The organism is Amaricoccus macauensis, from assembly GCF_014201905.1.
Taxonomy (GTDB): Bacteria; Pseudomonadota; Alphaproteobacteria; order Rhodobacterales; family Rhodobacteraceae; genus Amaricoccus; species Amaricoccus macauensis.
In genome coordinates this window covers 281134-297909 of sequence record NZ_JACHFM010000003.1, presented here as the reverse complement: position 1 = coordinate 297909, position 16776 = coordinate 281134, and the positions used below count along the sequence as shown (strand labels likewise).

Genomic DNA, 16776 nt, shown 5'->3' with positions numbered 1-16776 from the left:
ATGGTGCCTGTTGCGCCGCCCTCACGGCCGTCGCCAGCCGCCTTCGCGGGCGGACTGGTGGATCGTCTCGACGAGTTGCTGGACACGCAGGCCGGCACGGAAGTTGAAGGGCTCCGGCGCGTTGCCGGCGATCGCGTCCATGTAGCGCGCCACCTCGATCGCCTTCAGGTCATTGAAGCCGAGCTGATGTCCTGGCGCCACGCAGAAGAGCCCGTAGGGCGGATGATCCGGCCCCGCCTCGATGCGCCGGAAGCCACGCCGTCCGGCGGAGTCGTCGGCGCTGTAGAAGTGCAGTTCGTTGAAGCGCTCCTGACTGAAGGCGAGCGCGCCTTTCGAGCCGTAGACCTCGAAGTCGTGCTGCATCTTGCGGCCCATGGCGATCCAGTTGGCTTCGACCGACCCGCTCGCCCCGTTCCCGAACCGCAGGAAGGCGCGGCCAACATCGTCGGTCTGGACGGCACGGCTGCCGCCCTGCCCGTCCGGCCGCGCGCGGATCACCGTGGCGCAATCGCCCAGCACCTCGGCAATCGGCCCGAGCAGGTACTCGGCTGTTGCGAGCGCGTGGCTGCCGATGTCGGCGAGCGCGCCGCCGCCGACGGGGTCGTTGCGGAAGCTGAAGGGAGAGGCGGCGTCGGCCATGTAATCCTCGGCGTGGACACCGCGATAGCTGCGGATTTCCCCGAGCTCGCCGCCCGCGATCATCTCGCGGGCGAGGCCGATCATCGGGTTGCAGAGATAGTTGAAGCCGACCTGCGTCTTCACCCCCGCCGCCTCGGCCGCGTCCGCCATCTCCCGGGCATCGGCCGCGAGCGGCGCCAGCGGCTTCTCGCAATAGACGTGCTTGCCGGCCGCGATCGCGGCGAGCGCCATTTCCTTGTGCAGCGCGTTCGGCGCGGTGATGTCGACGACGTCGATCTCCGGATCGTCGATGATCGCCCGCCAGTCGCCGACGCCCCGCGCGAAGCCGAGGGTGCGCGCGGCATCGGCTGCCAGTTCCTGCGTCCGGTCGGCCACGATGTGCATGACGAGCTCAAAGGGCAGGTCGAAGACCCGGGGAGCGGCGGCGAAGCCGAAGGCGTGGGTCTTTCCCATGAACCCGGTGCCAATCAGGCCGATCCGCAGAGCGGGCTTGCTAGCTGCCATTGACATGACCTCCGTTGACCACGAGCGCCGGGTCGATGTCGCCGGCGAAGAAATCGAGCACGTTCTGCACCGAGGCGACCGCCATGCGCTCGGCGCACTCGGTCGTCAGGCCGGCGATGTGCGGCGAGAGCACGACCTGATCCATGGCGAAGAGCGGATTGTCCGGCGCGGGCGGCTCGTCCTCGAAGACGTCGAGCCCGGCGGCCGCAAGCCGCCCCGCCTCGAGCGCCGCAATCAGCGCCGCTTCGTCGACAACGCCGCCGCGTGCCGTGTTCACCAGAATGGCGGACGGCTTCATCACCGCAAGCTCCGCCGTGCCGATGAGCGGCCCCTGCCCCTTCGGCGCATGGATCGAGACAACGTCGGCCCATGCGAGGCCGTCCACCAGCCGCTCCACCGGTACGACTGCCCCCGCGGGCCAATCCCGACGCTGAAGAAAAGGGTCGAAGGCACTGACTTCCATACCGAACGCGGCCGCCGTGCGGGCGACATGCCTCCCGCTGCGGCCATAGCCGACGATCAGGAGCCGCTTCTGCCAGAGCTCGCCCTGCTCGAGGCGATTGCGCCACCCCCAGTCGCCGGTCCGCACGGCGCGATCACCGCGCACCGCCCGCTTCGCGGCCGCCAGCATCAGCATCATCGCCTGCTCGGCAACGGAGACCGAGTTCACATCGCCGCAGACCGCGAGCGCGATGCCGCGCGCGTTCAGCGATGGCAGATCCACCGCGTCATAGCCGACGCCGTGCCGCGAGACGACGCGGAGCCGGCCGGCCTTCTGCACGGTTTCCGCCGAAAGCGGCTGGGTTCGGATGACGAGCCCGTCAGCGGCACCGATCAGTGGGGCGTAGCTCGGTTCGGAGATCTCGTGGACGTAGTCGAAGGTGATGTCGTCCCGAGCTTCGAGCAACGCGATGCCGCTCGGGTGCAGCTTTCCCGCGACGAGAACGTGGGGCATCAGTAGCCTCCTGTCACGCCGGGGGTGCCGGGCTTCCCGTCCTCCCCGCTGGTCGCCTCGCGGAACGCCTTCACGCTCGCCGACGCCGCCGCCGCGAGCAGGCGCGAGTCGCCACTCACCGTCGTCATGTCAAAGCCCCAGCCGATCGCCCGCGCCGCATAGCCGGGCGTGCCGCAGTGGAGCGCGGCGCGGATGTCGTGCCTCCGGCAGGCGGCGAGGATCGTCTGCAACGCCTCGATCATCTCCGGCTCCTCGCGGTCGAAGCCCGGCGCCAGCCGGCCCTTCGCGAGGCTGAGGGTGAGGTCGGCCGGCCCCACATAGATCCCGTCGAGCCCCGGCGTGGCGGCGATCGCATCGAGGTTTTCCATCGCCGTCGCCGTTTCGATCATCGCGAAGCCGAGGAACTCGTCGTTCGCCTCGGCCGCGTAGTTGTCGCCGGCCGAAAAGCTGGCCCGCGTCGGGCCGAAACTGCGCTGGCCGAGCGGCGGATAGCGCAGACAGCTCACGAATTCCGCCGCCTGGGCCGCGGTGTTCACCATCGGGCAGATGACGCCGAAGGCGCCGGCGTCGAGCGCCTTCATCACGATGCCGGGCTCGAGCCACGGCACCCGGGCAAGCGGGACGACGCCCGAAGCCCGCATCGCCTGAAACATCGGCAGCAGCGCGGAGTAGTCGAGCGCGCCGTGCTGGACGTCGATCGTGAGGCTGTCATAGCCCTGCGCCGCCATGATCTCTGCGGTGAACGGATTGCCGATCGAAAGCCAGCCGTTGAGCGTCGGCCGGCCCTCGGCCCATGCCTGCTTGAGCTTGTTCCTGATCATCGCGACCCCTCAGAAGACGAGTTGGGCGAGCTTGGTGTCGAGGTAGTCGGAGATGCCTTCCGCACCTCCCTCCCGGCCCATGCCCGAATAACGGGTGCCACCGAACGGCGCCTCGGCGGCGGCCATGGCGAAGCTGTTGATGCCGACCATGCCGGCCTTCAACCCGGCAACGGTGCGGCGTGCCCGTCCCGGGTCGCGGGTAAAGGCGTAGGCGGCGAGCCCCATGTCGCCGGCATTGGCGCGGGCAAGCGCCTCGTCCTCGTCACGGAAACGGGTGATCGCCGCGATTGGCCCGAAGTTCTCCCCGGCGAAGACCGCCATGTCGTCGGTGACGTCCGTGAGCACGGTCGGCGCGAGAAAGAAGCCTGCGTTGAAGCCCGAGGCCCTGCCGCCACCGCTGACCAGGCGCGCGCCGGCCTTGACCGCGTCGCCGATGATGCCTTCGAGCTCGCTCTGCCGGGCGCCGTTGATGACCGGCCCCATCTGCACCGCCGGGTCCAGGCCGTCGCCGAGGTTCAGCGCCGCGGCACGGGCGGCGAAGCCTTCGACGAAGGCGTCGTGCAGGCTCTCGTGAATGAAGAAGCGGTCGGCGGTAACGCAGACCTGCCCGGCATTGGCGAACTTGGTCGGAACCGAGATGTCGAGCGCGCCCTGAAGGTCGGCATCGTCGTAGACAATGAGCGGCGCGTTGCCGCCAAGCTCCATCGTCACCTTCTTCATGGTGTCGGCGGCGTCACGGATCATCTGCTGACCGACGCGGGTGGAGCCGGTCAGCGAGACCTTGCGCACGAGTGGCGAGGCCATGATCGGCCCGTAGGTCGCGGAGGTCGCGCCGACGACGAGGTTGACCGCGCCGTCGGGCAGGTTGCCGGCGCGGCAGCAATCGACGATCACCATCGCGGTGCCGGGTGTCTGGCTCGACGGCCGGACGATGACCGAACAGCCAGCGGCGAGGGCGGGCGCCACCTTTCGCGCGACGAGCGCGGCGGGGAAGTTCCACGCGGTGAATGCCGCGACGATGCCGACCGGCTCGCGCGTGACCTCGAACCGCCCGCCCGCCACCCGGCTCTCGACGATGCGGCCGTAGATGCGGCGGGCTTCTTCGGCGTACCAGCGGAACTGGTCACAGGCGAGGACCCACTCGCGTTCGGACTGCGCGATCGGCTTGCCGGTCTCGGTGGAGATCATCCGCGCGGCCTCCGCCCTGCGGCGGATCATCTCGTCGGCGATGGCGTGCAGCGCATCGGCGCGCTCGAAGGCGGACTTCGCGCGCCATGCGGCAAGACCGAGCCCCGCGGCCGCGATCGCCGCCTCGGTATCGGCCGGGTCCGCAGCCGGCGCTTCGCCGAGCGGTGCCTCCGTGACCGGGCTCGTGACCGTGGCCGTTGCCCCGCCGGTCGCGCCCGTCCAGCCGCCGCCGATGAAAAGTCCGTACTTCTCATACATGGCCCCGATCTCCCTCCGATTCACCCTCGACCCGCCTCGAAAGGCAGAGCCAGCCGGTTCGCACGTTCGTTTCCACGGCTCTCGGCGAGCCGGCGCATTCCGCTGCCAAGGCCGCAGGTGTCGGCTCCGACACGATGTTGCTCTCCGCGAATTTCCGCAATGAATGTTGCGTACCTATTGAATTGTCAACTGGCATTCCGTAGACAGGCACCATCACCAGGGCGTGGGAGAGACTGATGACTCGATCGACGGTTCGGCTGACGATGGCTCAGGCGCTCGTGCGCTATCTGTGCAATCAGTTCACGGAGATCGACGGCGAGCGCGTCCCGCTGTTTGCCGGTGTCTTCGCGATCTTCGGCCACGGCAATGTCACCTGTCTCTCCGAGGCCCTCGAGGAAGTGCAGGACACCCTGCCCACCTGGCGCGGCCAGAACGAGCAGTCGATGGCCCTTGCCGCCATTGGCTTCGCCAAGGCCAGGCGCCGCCGGCAGATCATGGTCGCCACGTCGTCGATCGGACCCGGCGCCACCAACATGGTGACCGCCGCGGGCGTCGCGCATTCGAACCGCCTGCCGGTCTTGCTCCTCTCTGGCGACACCTTCGCAAACCGCCGCCCCGACCCGGTGATGCAGCAGGTCGAGCACTACGGAAATCCCACGATCACGGTGAACGACGCCTTCAAGGCGGTCTGCCGCTACTGGGATCGCATCACCCTGCCCGAGCAGATCATCAGCTCGCTGCCGCAGGCGGTCGCCACCATGCTCGATCCCGCCGACTGCGGGCCGGCCTTCCTCGCGCTTTGCCAGGACACCCAGGAAATCGCCTACGACTACCCGGAGGCTTTCTTCGAGCCGACGCTCTGGACCGTGCCCCGCCCGCGGCCGGACGCCGACAAGCTCGCCGAGGCGGTGGAGCTGCTGAAGACCGCGAAGAAGCCGCTCATCATCTCCGGCGGCGGCGTGCGCTACTCGCTCGCCGAGGAGGCGGTGGCGAAGCTCGCCCTCGAGCGCGGCATCCCGCTTGCCGAGACGATCGCCGGCAAGGGCGCGGTGGTTCACGAGCACGAGGCCCACGTCGGCCCGATCGGCATCATCGGCTCGACCTCGGCCAACGCGCTCGCGGCCGAGGCGGACGTGGTGCTGGCGATCGGCACTCGGCTGATGGATTTCACCACCGGCTCGTGGACGGTCTTCAACCACGATGCCCGGATCATCGGTATCAACACCGCGCGCTGGGACGCGACCAAGCACCGCTCGCTCGCGGTGGTCGGCGATGCGCTTGCGACGGTGCGCGAACTTGACGCCGCCCTGGGGGACTGGAAAGCGCCCGACGGCTGGACGCGGAAAGGCCGCACGCTGATGGCCGAGTGGGATGCACTCGTCGATGACCACCAGAAGCCGACGAACGCCGAGGTTCCGACCTATGCGCAGGTCGTCGCCACCGTCCATGCCGGCGCGAAGCCCGACGACCCGATCGTCACCGCCGCCGGCGGCCTGCCGGGCGAGCTCGTCAAGGGCTGGCGGGTGAAGGCGCCAAACACCTTCGACTGCGAGTTCGGCTTCTCCTGCATGGGCTACGAGATCGCCGCCGGCTGGGGCTATGCGATGGCCCGGCCGGGCGCGACCCCGATCGTCATGGTCGGCGACGGCACCTACATGATGATGAACTCCGACGTCTATTCGTCAGTGCTTTCCGGCCACAAGTTCATCCTCGTCGTCTGCGACAACGGCGGCTACGGCGTCATCAACCGCCTGCAGAACGCCAAGGGCACGCCCGGGTTCAACAACCTCATCCGCGACTGCCGGGTGGTCGAGCCCTTTGCGGTCGACTTCGTGAAGCACGCCGAGGCGATGGGGGCACTGGCGCGAAGCTGTGCGAGCCTCGCCGATCTTGCCGAGGCGATGGAATGGGCACAGGGCACCGACCGGACCACGGTCATCACCATCAGGACGGACGCCTTCGCGTGGGTGCCGGGCGACGCGGACTGGGACGTGGGCGTGCCCGAGGTCTCGAACCGCGAGACCGTGCGCGATGCCCGCGAGAAGCAGCTCGAGGTCCGCTCGAAGCAGCGTGTCGGGGTGTGACGCGATGAACCGCATGGATGGCAAGGTCTGCGTCGTCACCGGCTCGACGCAGGGCCTCGGCGCGGCAATCGCGCGGCGGCTCGCCGAGGCCGGCGCCGCCGGGATCGTCACCCTCGGACGCAACGCCGACAAGGGCGCGGCGGTGGCCGGGGCGATCAGCCGCGACACCGGCGTGCCGGTGGAGTTCGTGCGCGCCGACCTCGGCAGCGTCGAGGATTGCCGCGCCGTCATCGCCGGGGCGGACCGGGTCTTCGGCCGGGTGGACGTGCTGGTGAATGCCGGCGCCTCGACCGATCGGGGATCGATCCTCGATACCTCCCCCGACCTCTTCGACCGGATGTTCGCGATCAACGTGCGCGGGCCGTTCTTCCTGATGCAGGACGCGATCCGGGCAATGATCCGCGACGGCATCGCGGGCGCGATCGTCAATATCGGCTCGATGTCGGAACACGCAGGCCAGCCGTTCCTCAGCGCCTACAGCGCGTCGAAGGGCGCGCTGGCCACGCTCACCCGGAACACCGCCTTTGCCGTCGCGGCCAACCGCATCCGGGTGAACCAGCTCAGCATCGGCTGGATGTCGTCCGACCACGAACGCGAGCTTCAGGCGGCGGAGTCCGGCCCGGAGTGGGAGGCGAAGGCGTCGGCGCGGTTGCCGTTCGGGCGCCTCGTCGATCCGGCGGAAGTGGCGCGGGCGGTCAACTTCCTCGTCTCCGACGATGCCGGACTGCTGACTGGTGCCGTGGTGAACTTCGACCAGTCCGTCTGGGGCGCCTATCCGGGTCAGGCGCCGGCCCCGGACGGCCCGATGCGCCTCTGACCGCCCTTCCGTCGCCGCTTTCTCCCTGACTGCGGGGCCATCCGGCCCCGCGTTTTTTCGCCCGCTACCGCCCGGTCACCGTCGGGATGCGCGGGTCGTTCGCGTTGTTCTGGAGCCGGGCGGCGAGTGCGACCGTCAGCGCCTGCGCGAGACACATCGGTGCGGCGAGCGACCGCGAGAAGGTATATTCGTGCTCCGGCACGGCGAAGACCACATCGGCGTTCTTCGCGAGCGGCGAGAGCGTGCTGTCGGTGATCGCGATGATCGTGTTTCCCTTGGCCGAGACGTTCTCGACCACGTTCACCACCTCGGTCGCGTAGAAGCGGAAGGAGACCGCCACGAGGACATCGCCCGCGCCGATCGTCCGGGCCATGTGTGTGGCGAGCCCGCCGCTCGGATCGAGCAGGACGCAGCGCTTTCCAAGCATGGTCAGGACATAGCGCAGCAGATCGACGACCGGCGCCGAGCGAAGCTGCCCGATCAGGTAGATGGCGTCCGCCTTCTCGAGGAATTCGGCTGCGCGCGTCAGATCGTCCGGGGCGACATCGCTCAGCAGGGCCTGCAACGAGGCGACGTCGCGCGCGACGAGATTGCGCAGGAAGCTGTCGCCGCTCTGATCGTCCCGCGCGCCGAGTTCGCCCTCAAGCGCCTTTACCCGGGCCTCGAAGCCCGGTGCTGCCGTCGACAGCCGTTTCTGGAACAGCCGCTGAAGATCCTTGAAGCCGGTGTAGCCGAGCGCCTGGGCGAAGCGCACGAAGTTCGAGGCGTGGACGCCGCAGCGCTCCGCGATCGCATTGACCGAGCGCACCGCGACATCATTCGGATTCTGCGTCAGGTAGAGCGCGATCGACTGGTAGCCCTTGCTCATCACGTCGTACCGCTCGTGAATGACGCGGATGAGCTCTTCATAGTCGGCGGGCGCCACCGGTTTTTCCACGTCTGACTCTCATGCAATTTTCGTTGCAATTATGACGGGAACTGGTCGGAATGGCCAGCCGGAAAATCGTTCACGGGCCGGCCGGCGGGTCAACATCCGGTCATCCGCGATGACGCGCCATCCCTCCGGCCGCCTGACCGGCGGCGTCCGTCGCGGGTTTCAGCACCGGATCACCGGCGTCGTCGAGGGCCATCTCCCATTGGGCTTCCGGCGCCATGCGGGCGCGGAGGCGGCGCAGGTGCCAGCGCGGCGTACCGTCCACCGCCCAGCCCGGCGCCGGGGCCAGACGCCAGCGCGTTTCGACCCCCGCCGTCCCCCCGGGCTCCGGGGTGAGCAGCAGCACGAGCGGCACCACGCCCCGCGCCTCGGCCCCGGCTTCGGCGGCGAGGTGCAGTCGTCGCACCGCTGTCAGGGTGGGCGGCGCCGGCAGTTCGGCCACCACGAGCGGCATCAGGCCGCTGCGCAGCGCCTCCTCGGCGCACCAGAGCAAGTCCATCGCCCCGCGGCCGCGGCCGATCAGCAGCCGGCCGGGATCGAGAATGGGCTCGACCCCGTCCCCGTTCAGCCGATCCTTCGTCCAGGCGAGTTGCAGCCAGAGCACCGGTCCCGTCATCCGCCGCGCCAGAAACAGCCCGAAGGTGACCCGCGCCGGCCCGGTCACCTCATGCGCCCGCCCAAGGGCCAGCTTTGCACCGGATGCGAAGTCGATGAGCGGAAATGCGGGAACAATCGCCTGCGGCATGGAGCGAGAGACTCAAGAGAGGAGATGTTCTCTCTACGTTCTCATTTCGGCGCGTGTCACGCAACCCGCTGGCTCAGCGAGGGACCGTATCCCGGAAGATGTCAGACCTGCCGGACGCGCCTCAGTGCTTGCGCCACTGGTCGAGACTCACCACCTGACTGCCATCGCCGCGCTTGGGCGTCTCGCCGGACTTTTCCGGACCGGTGGTCTCGTCGGCGGCACCCTCCGACTCGTCCTCGATGTCGGTGTCGTCCTCGTGCGCATCGAAGCGCAGGCCGAATTCCACGCTGGGATCCACGAAGGTCTTGATCGCCTCGAACGGCACCACGAGCGACTCCGGCATGTTGCCGAAGCTGAGCGTCACCGAGAAGCGATCCTTCATCACCGCGAGGTCCTGAAACCACTCCTGCAGGACGATGGTCATCTCCCTGGGGTAGCGCGCCTTCAGCGAGGGGTTCATGTCGACGCCGGGATGGGTGGTGTCGAACTTGATGAAGAAGTGATGCGCCCCCGGCAGCCCGTCCCGGGCAACCTGAGACAGCACGTCCGCCATCAGCTGGCGCAGTGCCTTATGCATCAGTTGGCCGTAGTTGATGCTCTTCGCCATCGTCACCCGCATCCCTCTCGGTGCCCGACCTTAGACGATTCAGCGGCGGTGAAAAGGGGGGCCGGCGCGGTTGCTGCGGCTAGCTGCCAACGGCGTTCACCGCCAGCGCGACAATACCGGTATAGTAAAAGAAGGACAGAACGCCGTGAGCCAGCACTGAACGGCGCAGTCCGGTCGAACTCACCGCCACATCCGAGACCTGTGCCGTCATTCCGATCACAAAAGAAAAGTACAGAAAGTCCCAAGGACCAGGTTCTACATCATTCCCGGGAAAATCAAGGCCACGCTAAAAGTCACTTCCCCCGCGGGGCATAGTATATGTTGGCATAGTGGAAGGCCGCGATGGTGTGGACGGTAATCCAGCCGAGGGGAATCGCGACCAGCGCGAGGATGGTCTCGCCGGTGGTAGCGTCCGAGGCATTGAGCAGGATTGCCACAGCTCCGAGGCTGACGACCACAGCCGTGCCCGCGACCACGATGATGATCGGCAACCCCTCGTCAGCGGCCGCGGCGGCGCGCTTCAGATGCTCGTCACTCGAACGAACAACGAAGGAGAAGGTGAGCACGATATAGCAAAGGAAGAACACGTTGCCCGCGACGAGGAAGCGGACCTCCCAGCGCGGCGCGGCGGCAGCGAGGATGAACGCCAGAACACCGGCAGCCAGAGCGAGATGGAACCGTCCGTGACGCTTGTTCATCCTGCCCCCCTGGCCCGGCCACCCTGCTGCGACCGCGCCGCCAGCCGGGAAGGAATGGATGCGGAAGGGGAAAACGAAGTGCAGGCTTCTGTTGCCAGGTGCCTGCGAACCCCGCCTGAACCGGCTAAGGCCCAGGACTTAAGTTCGGTTTAGATCACCGCTTACGCGGCGACCGCCACCGGAGCATGGTTGTCGTTGGCAACTATGCGATTTGAGCCGATAACGGTGGCATCCTGCCGAGTAAAAGCTAACGCCTTTAGACGTCCGTCGATCCTGTTTCGGCCCCATGGTCCCCAACGAGGAGCTTGGTGGAGCCGCCGGGTACCGCCCCCGGGTCCGATCCGCTTATTCCGCGCGCGTTTATCACCATAGTCCGGTTGCCCGGACGCCTCTGATATAGGGCCTTCCGGGCAGCTGGGAAAGGGGGTCTCGGAGAACGAGTCAACCGACCGCGAAACGCCGCATTTCGCACACTTGGGCTTGACTAAATCAATCGGCCTGATAATCGGCGCGCTCATCAGACAAGCAGCCAGCCCGCATGCCGGAGCCAGCGATGCCACCACGGGGCAACGAGGGACCAGATGCGGAAATCTTGGCGGACAACCGCCCTGTCGGCGCTTGCCGCAGGGCTGACCACGGGCATTGCGGCGGGGCTCACGCTCACCAGCGCCCGGGCGCAGGAGACGGGCGATCCGAACGCGATCGCCGATGCCGGCACGGAGCGGGGAACCGAGACCGCGACGCTGCCGACCGTCACGGTGGAGGCGAGCGGCACGGTCGGCTTCTTCAGCGAGCCCGTCGCCCAGACGGCAGGCTCGGTGATGCGCACCGACACGCCGATCGTCGAGACCCCCCGCTCAGTCAACGTGGTGACGCAGCAGCAGATGCAGGAGCGCGGGGCGCGCAACATCACGCAGGCGCTGCAGTACATCCCCGGCGTCGTCGCCGGCACCTACGGGCTCGACAACCGCGGCGACTGGGCGAAGGTGCGCGGCTTCGAGCCCGCGTCGTTCGAGGACGGGATGCAGGCGCTCTACGGCTACTACAACAACACCCGGCCCGAGACCTTCCTCCTCGGCTCGGTGGCGGTGCTCAAGGGGCCGTCCGGCCTGCTCTTCGGCAACGGCTCGGTCGGCGGCATCATCAACACCACGTCGAAGCTGCCGGACCCGGAGGCCCCCGGCATCGTCCAGCTGGAAGTGGGCAGCCACAACCTGTTTCAGGCCGGCATCGACACGGGCGGCCGACTGGATGAGGCAGGGCGCTTCACCTATCGCCTCGTCGCCTTCGGCCGGGACGCCAACGGCCAGGTCGACTACAGCCGCGACGATGCGGCGGCCATCATGCCCTCGATCGCATGGTCCTCGCCTGACGAAGCCACGAAGATCACCCTCCTCGGCCTCTACCAGAAGGTCGAGACCAGCCCGATGATCCAGTTCTTTTCTCCCTCCGGCACGCTGTGGTCGGCCGAGGGGCATGGCAACGGCGACTTCCTCGACCCCGACACCTTCGTCGGCGAGCCCGGCTTCGATCGCTACGACGCGGAACGGCGCTCGGTGTTGCTCCTCGGCGAGCACCGCCTGAACGACATGTGGAGCTTCGCCGGCCGGGTACGCTACATCGCAAGCGACGTGGACTACCGACACGCCTGGTGGGCCTACGACAACTACGACAACGACCGGTACAACCCGGATGGTACGATCAATCGCGAGGCGCAGGCGGCTCTCAACGACTCGCATTCCTGGACCGGCGACGCCCACGCCCGCGCCGACTTCAGCCTCGGCCCGACCACGCACACGGCGATTTTCGGCGCGTCCTTCACCAACGGGCGCTTCAACTACGATTCCGGCGTCGCGCCGACCCGCGGCCCGATCGACCCCTTCAACCCGGTCTACACCGGCATGGACGGCGACGTGGAGATCATCGACTCGTCCGAGATGGCCGTGAGGCAGACCTCGATCTATGCTCAGGACCGGATCAGCTACGGCCGCGCCACCCTTGACCTCGGCCTGCGCCATGACTGGATCGAGACCGACGTCCAGACATGGAATCCGGCGAACCCGTTCGACACACAGAAGGACGCCGAGCTTTCGACCAGTGCGGCCCTGCTCTACCGCTTCGACAACGGGATCGTGCCGTATCTGAGCTACTCGGAGTCGTTCTTTCAGGAAGTCGCAGGCGCAGGCGCCGGCGGCGCGCCCTTCGAGCCCACGCGCGGCACCCAGTACGAGGCCGGCGTCAAGTATCAGCCGCCCGGCACCACATCGCTCTTCACGATCGCGGCCTTCGAGATCACCAAGTCGAACATGCTGGAAGCGGACCCGCAGAACCCGATGTACTCGCGCCAGACCGGGCAGGCGACATCCCGCGGCGTCGAGCTGGAGGCGCGCGCGAACTGGGGCGATTTCTCGGTGGATGCGGGCTACGCCTATACCGAAACCGAGGACGCCAACGGCAACCCGTTCCAGGGCGTGCCCGAGCATCAGGCCTCGGCGTGGCTCGGCTGGGCACCGTCTTCAGGGATGCTTGCCGGCTTCGATGCCGGCGTCGGCGTCCGCTACCTCGGCGAAACCGTATCCCCGGGCAACGGCGTGGCACCTGCGGTCAGGACGCCCGGCGTCGCGCTTTATGACGCGATGGTCGGCTACCAATGGGACGGCTACCGCGTGCAGGTCAGCGGGCGCAACCTTGCCGACAAGACCTACACCGCGTCCTGAACGTTCGATAACTGCTTCTACGGCGAGACCCGCACAGTCGGCCTCACCCTCACCGCGGCCTTCTGAGGCCGCGCCCTGCTGGATTGCTCCTGCTTCCCCGGCTAGCATCCGCTTTGCAAGCAGGACAACGGAGGGACCGAAGGTTGAGCGGCATCACGCACGTCCACCGCCTGGGCCGCGACGGCGCGCCCGAGCCCGCCGACGCGGCGCCCGGAAAGCTACTCGCCGGATCCCCGCGGTCCGATGTCTGGAACGCGTTCTCCGACCCGTCGGGCCGCTTCCACGCCGGCATCTGGCGGGCCGAGGCCGGCGTCCGCGCCGTCAGCTACACCGAGACCGAACTCTGCGTGATCCTCGAGGGCCGGGTCCGTCTCACGTCCGACGATGGCAGTGCCGAGTTCGGCCCCGGTGACGCCTTCGTCGTCGCCGCGGGCTTCAGCGGCACCTGGGAGTGCATCGGCGAGGTCGCGAAGATCTATGCGATCCTCGAACCGTGAGCGCTCTGCCCGGCCGTCCTGCCGGCCGTCCGGTTCGGCTGTCCTGATCAGGGGCGGCCCGGCTCGGTCGCGTCGCTCATCTGGATCACGCCAAGCTCGCGCAGGAGCTTTCGCCGCATGGCCACCTCGAAGCCGTTGTAGTCGTTCGCGGCTTCCACGAAGGCACCGGGGCCCTGCACCACGTAGGCGCTGAAGTAGCGCCCCAGCACCCCCACATCCGAGCCGATGACGAGCCCGTTCACCGTGATCCCCTGAAAGAGCGCGGGCGCCTCGCGGCGCACCACCTCCGGCGTCGGGCCGTCGTTGTTCGTGCCGTCGCCGGCCACGTCGAGCTTCCGCTCGCCGCAGTCGGCCTGACGCGAGAGCTGCCGGGCGCCGAAGAGCAGCCCCATGCCGAGCGCGGTCGGATACTGCTCGAAGCTGCGGCCTTGCGCCGCGAGGCGCGACGCGACGGCGGTGAGATCGGCGAGGTCCGCCACCGTCACCCAGTCCTGCCGCACCACCTGCTGGTGCCAGCCGCTCCATTCGTAGACCATGAGCCGCACCGGTTGCCCCGGGGTGGCGAGGAATGCCTCCGCCACCTCCGGTGCCACCAGCGCCGCCGCGAGCCCATCGGTCTGCAACTGGTACTCCCGCGCGTCGACCGAAGACGACACGTCGAGCGCCAGTGCCAGTGCCAGCCGGCACCCCTCGGCCGCGGCTGCGCCGGCACTGAACGCCGTGACCGCCGCCGCGAGGAGTGCAGCGTGGCGCACCCCCGTCACCAGGTTCCGGTGTTGGGCATGCTCGACCAGGGCTCCTGCGCCGGCAGGCTGCCGCCCGCCTGAAGGAGCTCGACCGACACGTTGTCGGGGCTGCGCACGAAGGCCATGTGCCCGTCGCGCGGCGGCCGGTTGATCGTCACGCCGGCCTTTTGCAGCTTGTCGCACATGGCGTAGATGTCATCGACCTCGTAGGCGAGATGGCCGAAGTGGCGGCTGTCGGAGGGCAGACCCTCGTCGCCGTCCCAGTTGTAAGTGAGCTCGACCGGCGCCTCCGGCTGGCCCTCGGGCGCCATGAACACCAGCGTGAAGCGGGCCTTGTCGTTCTCGATCCGCCGCGTTTCCTTCAGCCCCAGCAGCTCGTAGAACCGCATCGAGGCGTCGAGATCCTTCACCCGCACCATGGTGTGCAGATATTTCGTCTTCATGTTGTAGCTCCAGATGCCTCTTATGCTAGATATGGGTTTTCAACCGATTCCCCGGGTGAACCCCCGTCACGAGGTTAACCAAATGCCGACCATCGAGGAACAGATGCCCGCGACCGGACAACCGCTGGCGGAGACCCGCCGCGCCACTGTCCCGGCCCTCGAGGCGCGTCTGGGGGAGCCGATCCCGGTCCTCGACAGCGGCTTCATCCGCGTCGTCGACTACATGGGCGACGATGCCGCGATCGTGCAGGCGGCGCGCGTCTCCTATGGCGCGGGCACGAAGACCGCGCGCGATGACGCCGGGCTCATCCGCTACCTGATGCGCCACTGGCACTCGACGCCGTTCGAGATGTGCGAGCTGAAGCTGCACGTGAAGCTGCCGGTCTTCGTCGCCCGCCAGTGGATCCGTCACCGCACGGCGAACGTGAACGAGTACTCCGCCCGCTACTCGATCCTCGACCGCGAGTTCTACATCCCCGCCCCGGAGCATCTCGCCGCCCAGTCGCGGGTGAACAATCAGGGCCGAGGCGAGACCTTGGCGGGCGAGGAAGCCGCGCGCGTGCTGGCGTGGCTTCGCGACGACTCGACGCGGGCCTATGACCACTACGAGGCGATGCTCTCCCAGGACGGCCAGCAGGGCCTCGCCCGCGAACTCGCCCGGATGAACCTGCCGGCGAGCATCTACACCCAGTGGTACTGGAAGGTGGACCTGCACAACCTCTTCCACTTCCTGCGCCTGCGCGCCGACGCCCACGCCCAGTACGAGATCCGCGCCTACGCCGACGCGCTCTGCACCGTCGTGCAGGACTGGGTGCCCGCCGCATGGTCGGCCTTCGAGGACTACCGCCTGAACGCGGTAACCTTCTCGGGACAGGGGATGGAAGCTCTGCGCCGGATGCTGAAGGGCGAGACCGTGACGCGCGAGGACGTGGGGATGAGCGCGGGGGAGTGGCGGGAGTTCGAGGCGGTGTGGAAGTGAGTGTGGAAGCGTGAAACCTCCGCGCCGTCTGTATAAGTACATGGACAAGAGGCATGTTACGAGATTTCTGAATTTAGGGGAGATCATATTCAGCTCAAATATTTATTTTGAGAATCAGTATAAAATGATGGAGATAAAAAACGCGTTCATCAACGACCCGGACGAAGGCGCAATTAGATTCAATCAAACCACACCAATCGATACTGAAACTGCTAGCGAAATTGAAAAAGGATTTTTGAAGAATCATTTTGGATATGATTCGGAGACAGGGCCAAGAGCTCTATTTAGCGGAAACACAATTAGCGAGCGTACAAAACCGTTCTTCATGGCTTGCTTTACGAAAGTGGGGCCTCCTCTTGGGAGTTCCGTTTTCTGCCAGCCTCAGTCGGGCTACCCTCCGTACGATGCTTGCGTAAAAATCTCTCACGTGGATGAGTTTCTTCACGAACTGTGGTTCGGCGTAGAGAAGGCAACCGTCTTCCCCACAGAAAATGAGATCGACCTGAATCGATGCTTTGATAGCAAGTTGTGCGCAAACCATGTAAGATACTCTCCAATAAACTTAGACTGGAGCTCAGGATTTCCCTATCCTGGCCCTTTCTTAAAGGACTCATCGTTTGCAGTACAGAATGAGTTCAGAGCAGTCATAACCCCGACTGTGGCGGTAAACTGCGAGAGGATCCTCGTCAGATCCCCGGGTATCTGCCGGTACCTCACCAGAGCGATGTAGGTATCCAGTGGGGCGCCCATGGCAAAGTTGCCAGCGTGCCCGACACGTCTTGGCCCCAAGGCTCGCTAGGGATAAGGATTGCTGAACCGCAACCCCATGGCACCCCTCATAACCGCTGACGCAAGACGGATTTGGCGAGTGACGAATCCGTCCGCGCACGCCCCTGCGGGGGGCGGGCGCGTTTCCGCGCCCACCCGGGGCGCACACGGACGGATGGCGCGCTCCCGCAGAAATCTGCGCCCCTGACGGCTTCCGCGCGTCTCGCGCTCCCTGCCGTCGGCGCGGCGAAAGCGGTGCTTTCGCTTGTCGCGCCGGAACTCGCGCGGGGCCTTCGGTCCGCGCTTCGGTCGTCTGGCGGGAGGGTCCGCGCCTCACCCTCTGCGAGCCGAGCCGGGCGCAGCGCCCCCGACCTCC

Annotated in this window: 16 protein-coding genes, 1 other RNA gene and 1 pseudogene; 6 read left to right on the top strand and 12 right to left on the bottom strand. The window is 67.1% G+C overall.

All coding sequences use genetic code 11. From position 1 onward, the window contains the following. Positions 1-21: 21 nt before the first annotated feature. The 4 genes from HNP73_RS15275 to HNP73_RS15260 are packed head-to-tail and all read right to left on the bottom strand — an operon-like array spanning position 22 to position 4365. Complete coding sequence (locus HNP73_RS15275) at positions 22-1143, bottom strand: Gfo/Idh/MocA family protein (protein ID WP_184151490.1); 1122 nt, start codon at positions 1141-1143, stop codon at positions 22-24. Next, positions 1133-2098, bottom strand: coding sequence for a hydroxyacid dehydrogenase (locus HNP73_RS15270; RefSeq protein ID WP_184151487.1), 966 nt, complete (start codon positions 2096-2098; stop codon positions 1133-1135). The genes HNP73_RS15275 and HNP73_RS15270 overlap by 11 nt, the downstream gene beginning before the upstream one ends. Continuing rightward, the gene (locus HNP73_RS15265; RefSeq protein WP_184151484.1) at positions 2098-2919 is read right to left on the bottom strand and encodes an HpcH/HpaI aldolase family protein; all 822 of its coding nucleotides are present in this window, start codon (positions 2917-2919) and stop codon (positions 2098-2100) included. Before HNP73_RS15265 ends, HNP73_RS15270 begins: the two co-directional genes overlap by 1 nt. 9 nt (positions 2920-2928) lie before the next feature. Then, entirely contained in the window at positions 2929-4365 is a 1437-nt protein-coding gene (locus HNP73_RS15260; protein WP_184151481.1) for an NAD-dependent succinate-semialdehyde dehydrogenase, read from the bottom strand. A 236-nt stretch (positions 4366-4601) separates the two neighbouring features. Here HNP73_RS15260 and iolD point away from each other — a divergent pair, with 236 nt between their 5' ends. Beyond that, entirely contained in the window at positions 4602-6449 is a 1848-nt protein-coding gene (gene iolD, locus HNP73_RS15255; protein WP_184151478.1) for a 3D-(3,5/4)-trihydroxycyclohexane-1,2-dione acylhydrolase (decyclizing), read from the top strand. A 4-nt stretch (positions 6450-6453) separates the two neighbouring features. Continuing rightward, positions 6454-7266 (top strand): SDR family oxidoreductase, encoded by an 813-nt coding sequence (locus HNP73_RS15250; protein ID WP_184151475.1) that lies wholly within the window; start codon positions 6454-6456, stop codon positions 7264-7266. 64 nt (positions 7267-7330) lie between these two features. On the opposite strand, the gene HNP73_RS23940 is transcribed toward HNP73_RS15250, so the two are convergent. The 6 genes and pseudogenes from HNP73_RS23940 to ssrA form a co-directional block, all read right to left on the bottom strand. Continuing rightward, complete coding sequence (locus HNP73_RS23940) at positions 7331-8203, bottom strand: MurR/RpiR family transcriptional regulator (protein WP_343063335.1); 873 nt, start codon at positions 8201-8203, stop codon at positions 7331-7333. 100 nt (positions 8204-8303) lie between these two features. Further along, on the bottom strand, positions 8304-8945 hold the full coding sequence (locus HNP73_RS15240) for an ImuA family protein (protein ID WP_184151472.1): 642 nt from the start codon (positions 8943-8945) through the stop codon (positions 8304-8306). A gap of 121 nt (positions 8946-9066) precedes the next feature. After that, positions 9067-9552 carry an SspB family protein gene (locus tag HNP73_RS15235; protein WP_184151469.1) on the bottom strand — a complete coding sequence of 162 codons (486 nt, stop codon included), beginning with the start codon at positions 9550-9552 and terminating at the stop codon, positions 9067-9069. A 79-nt stretch (positions 9553-9631) separates the two neighbouring features. Continuing rightward, positions 9632-9826, bottom strand: a pseudogene (locus HNP73_RS24085) (DUF1345 domain-containing protein); the annotation flags it as partial. 19 nt (positions 9827-9845) lie between these two features. Beyond that, entirely contained in the window at positions 9846-10250 is a 405-nt protein-coding gene (locus tag HNP73_RS15225) for a DUF1345 domain-containing protein (RefSeq protein ID WP_184151466.1), read from the bottom strand. A gap of 77 nt (positions 10251-10327) precedes the next feature. Further along, positions 10328-10676, bottom strand: a transfer-messenger RNA (tmRNA) gene (gene ssrA, locus HNP73_RS15220). A 155-nt stretch (positions 10677-10831) separates the two neighbouring features. Here ssrA and HNP73_RS15215 point away from each other — a divergent pair. Further along, the gene (locus HNP73_RS15215) at positions 10832-12967 is read left to right on the top strand and encodes a TonB-dependent siderophore receptor (protein ID WP_184151463.1); all 2136 of its coding nucleotides are present in this window, start codon (positions 10832-10834) and stop codon (positions 12965-12967) included. A 143-nt stretch (positions 12968-13110) separates the two neighbouring features. Continuing rightward, positions 13111-13464 carry a cupin domain-containing protein gene (locus HNP73_RS15210; protein ID WP_221288699.1) on the top strand — a complete coding sequence of 118 codons (354 nt, stop codon included), beginning with the start codon at positions 13111-13113 and terminating at the stop codon, positions 13462-13464. Between the two features lie 47 nt (positions 13465-13511). Here the strand turns inward: HNP73_RS15210 and HNP73_RS15205 are convergent, their stop codons facing one another. Then, entirely contained in the window at positions 13512-14219 is a 708-nt protein-coding gene (locus HNP73_RS15205) for a DUF1194 domain-containing protein (protein ID WP_343063334.1), read from the bottom strand. 5 nt (positions 14220-14224) lie between these two features. Further along, positions 14225-14653, bottom strand: coding sequence for a VOC family protein (locus HNP73_RS15200; RefSeq protein WP_184151460.1), 429 nt, complete (start codon positions 14651-14653; stop codon positions 14225-14227). Between the two features lie 82 nt (positions 14654-14735). Between HNP73_RS15200 and thyX the strand changes: the two genes are divergently transcribed. Next, positions 14736-15632 carry an FAD-dependent thymidylate synthase gene (thyX, locus tag HNP73_RS15195; RefSeq protein WP_184151456.1) on the top strand — a complete coding sequence of 299 codons (897 nt, stop codon included), beginning with the start codon at positions 14736-14738 and terminating at the stop codon, positions 15630-15632. A gap of 10 nt (positions 15633-15642) precedes the next feature. Beyond that, complete coding sequence (locus HNP73_RS15190) at positions 15643-16362, top strand: hypothetical protein (protein WP_221288697.1); 720 nt, start codon at positions 15643-15645, stop codon at positions 16360-16362. Positions 16363-16776: the final 414 nt, after the last annotated feature.

Bases quoted from the DNA above. Each gene is read 5' to 3' on its own strand.
- HNP73_RS15275 (WP_184151490.1), bottom strand. From the start codon at position 1,143: ATGGCAGCTAGCAAGCCCGCTCTGCGGATCGGCCTGATTGGCACCGGG.
- HNP73_RS15270 (WP_184151487.1), bottom strand. From the start codon at position 2,098: ATGCCCCACGTTCTCGTCGCGGGAAAGCTGCACCCGAGCGGCATCGCG.
- HNP73_RS15265 (WP_184151484.1), bottom strand. From the start codon at position 2,919: ATGATCAGGAACAAGCTCAAGCAGGCATGGGCCGAGGGCCGGCCGACG.
- HNP73_RS15260 (WP_184151481.1), bottom strand. From the start codon at position 4,365: ATGTATGAGAAGTACGGACTTTTCATCGGCGGCGGCTGGACGGGCGCG.
- iolD (WP_184151478.1), top strand. From the start codon at position 4,602: ATGACTCGATCGACGGTTCGGCTGACGATGGCTCAGGCGCTCGTGCGC.
- HNP73_RS15250 (WP_184151475.1), top strand. From the start codon at position 6,454: ATGAACCGCATGGATGGCAAGGTCTGCGTCGTCACCGGCTCGACGCAG.
- HNP73_RS15240 (WP_184151472.1), bottom strand. From the start codon at position 8,945: ATGCCGCAGGCGATTGTTCCCGCATTTCCGCTCATCGACTTCGCATCC.
- HNP73_RS15235 (WP_184151469.1), bottom strand. From the start codon at position 9,552: ATGGCGAAGAGCATCAACTACGGCCAACTGATGCATAAGGCACTGCGC.
- HNP73_RS15225 (WP_184151466.1), bottom strand. From the start codon at position 10,250: ATGAACAAGCGTCACGGACGGTTCCATCTCGCTCTGGCTGCCGGTGTT.
- HNP73_RS15215 (WP_184151463.1), top strand. From the start codon at position 10,832: ATGCGGAAATCTTGGCGGACAACCGCCCTGTCGGCGCTTGCCGCAGGG.
- HNP73_RS15200 (WP_184151460.1), bottom strand. From the start codon at position 14,653: ATGAAGACGAAATATCTGCACACCATGGTGCGGGTGAAGGATCTCGAC.
- thyX (WP_184151456.1), top strand. From the start codon at position 14,736: ATGCCGACCATCGAGGAACAGATGCCCGCGACCGGACAACCGCTGGCG.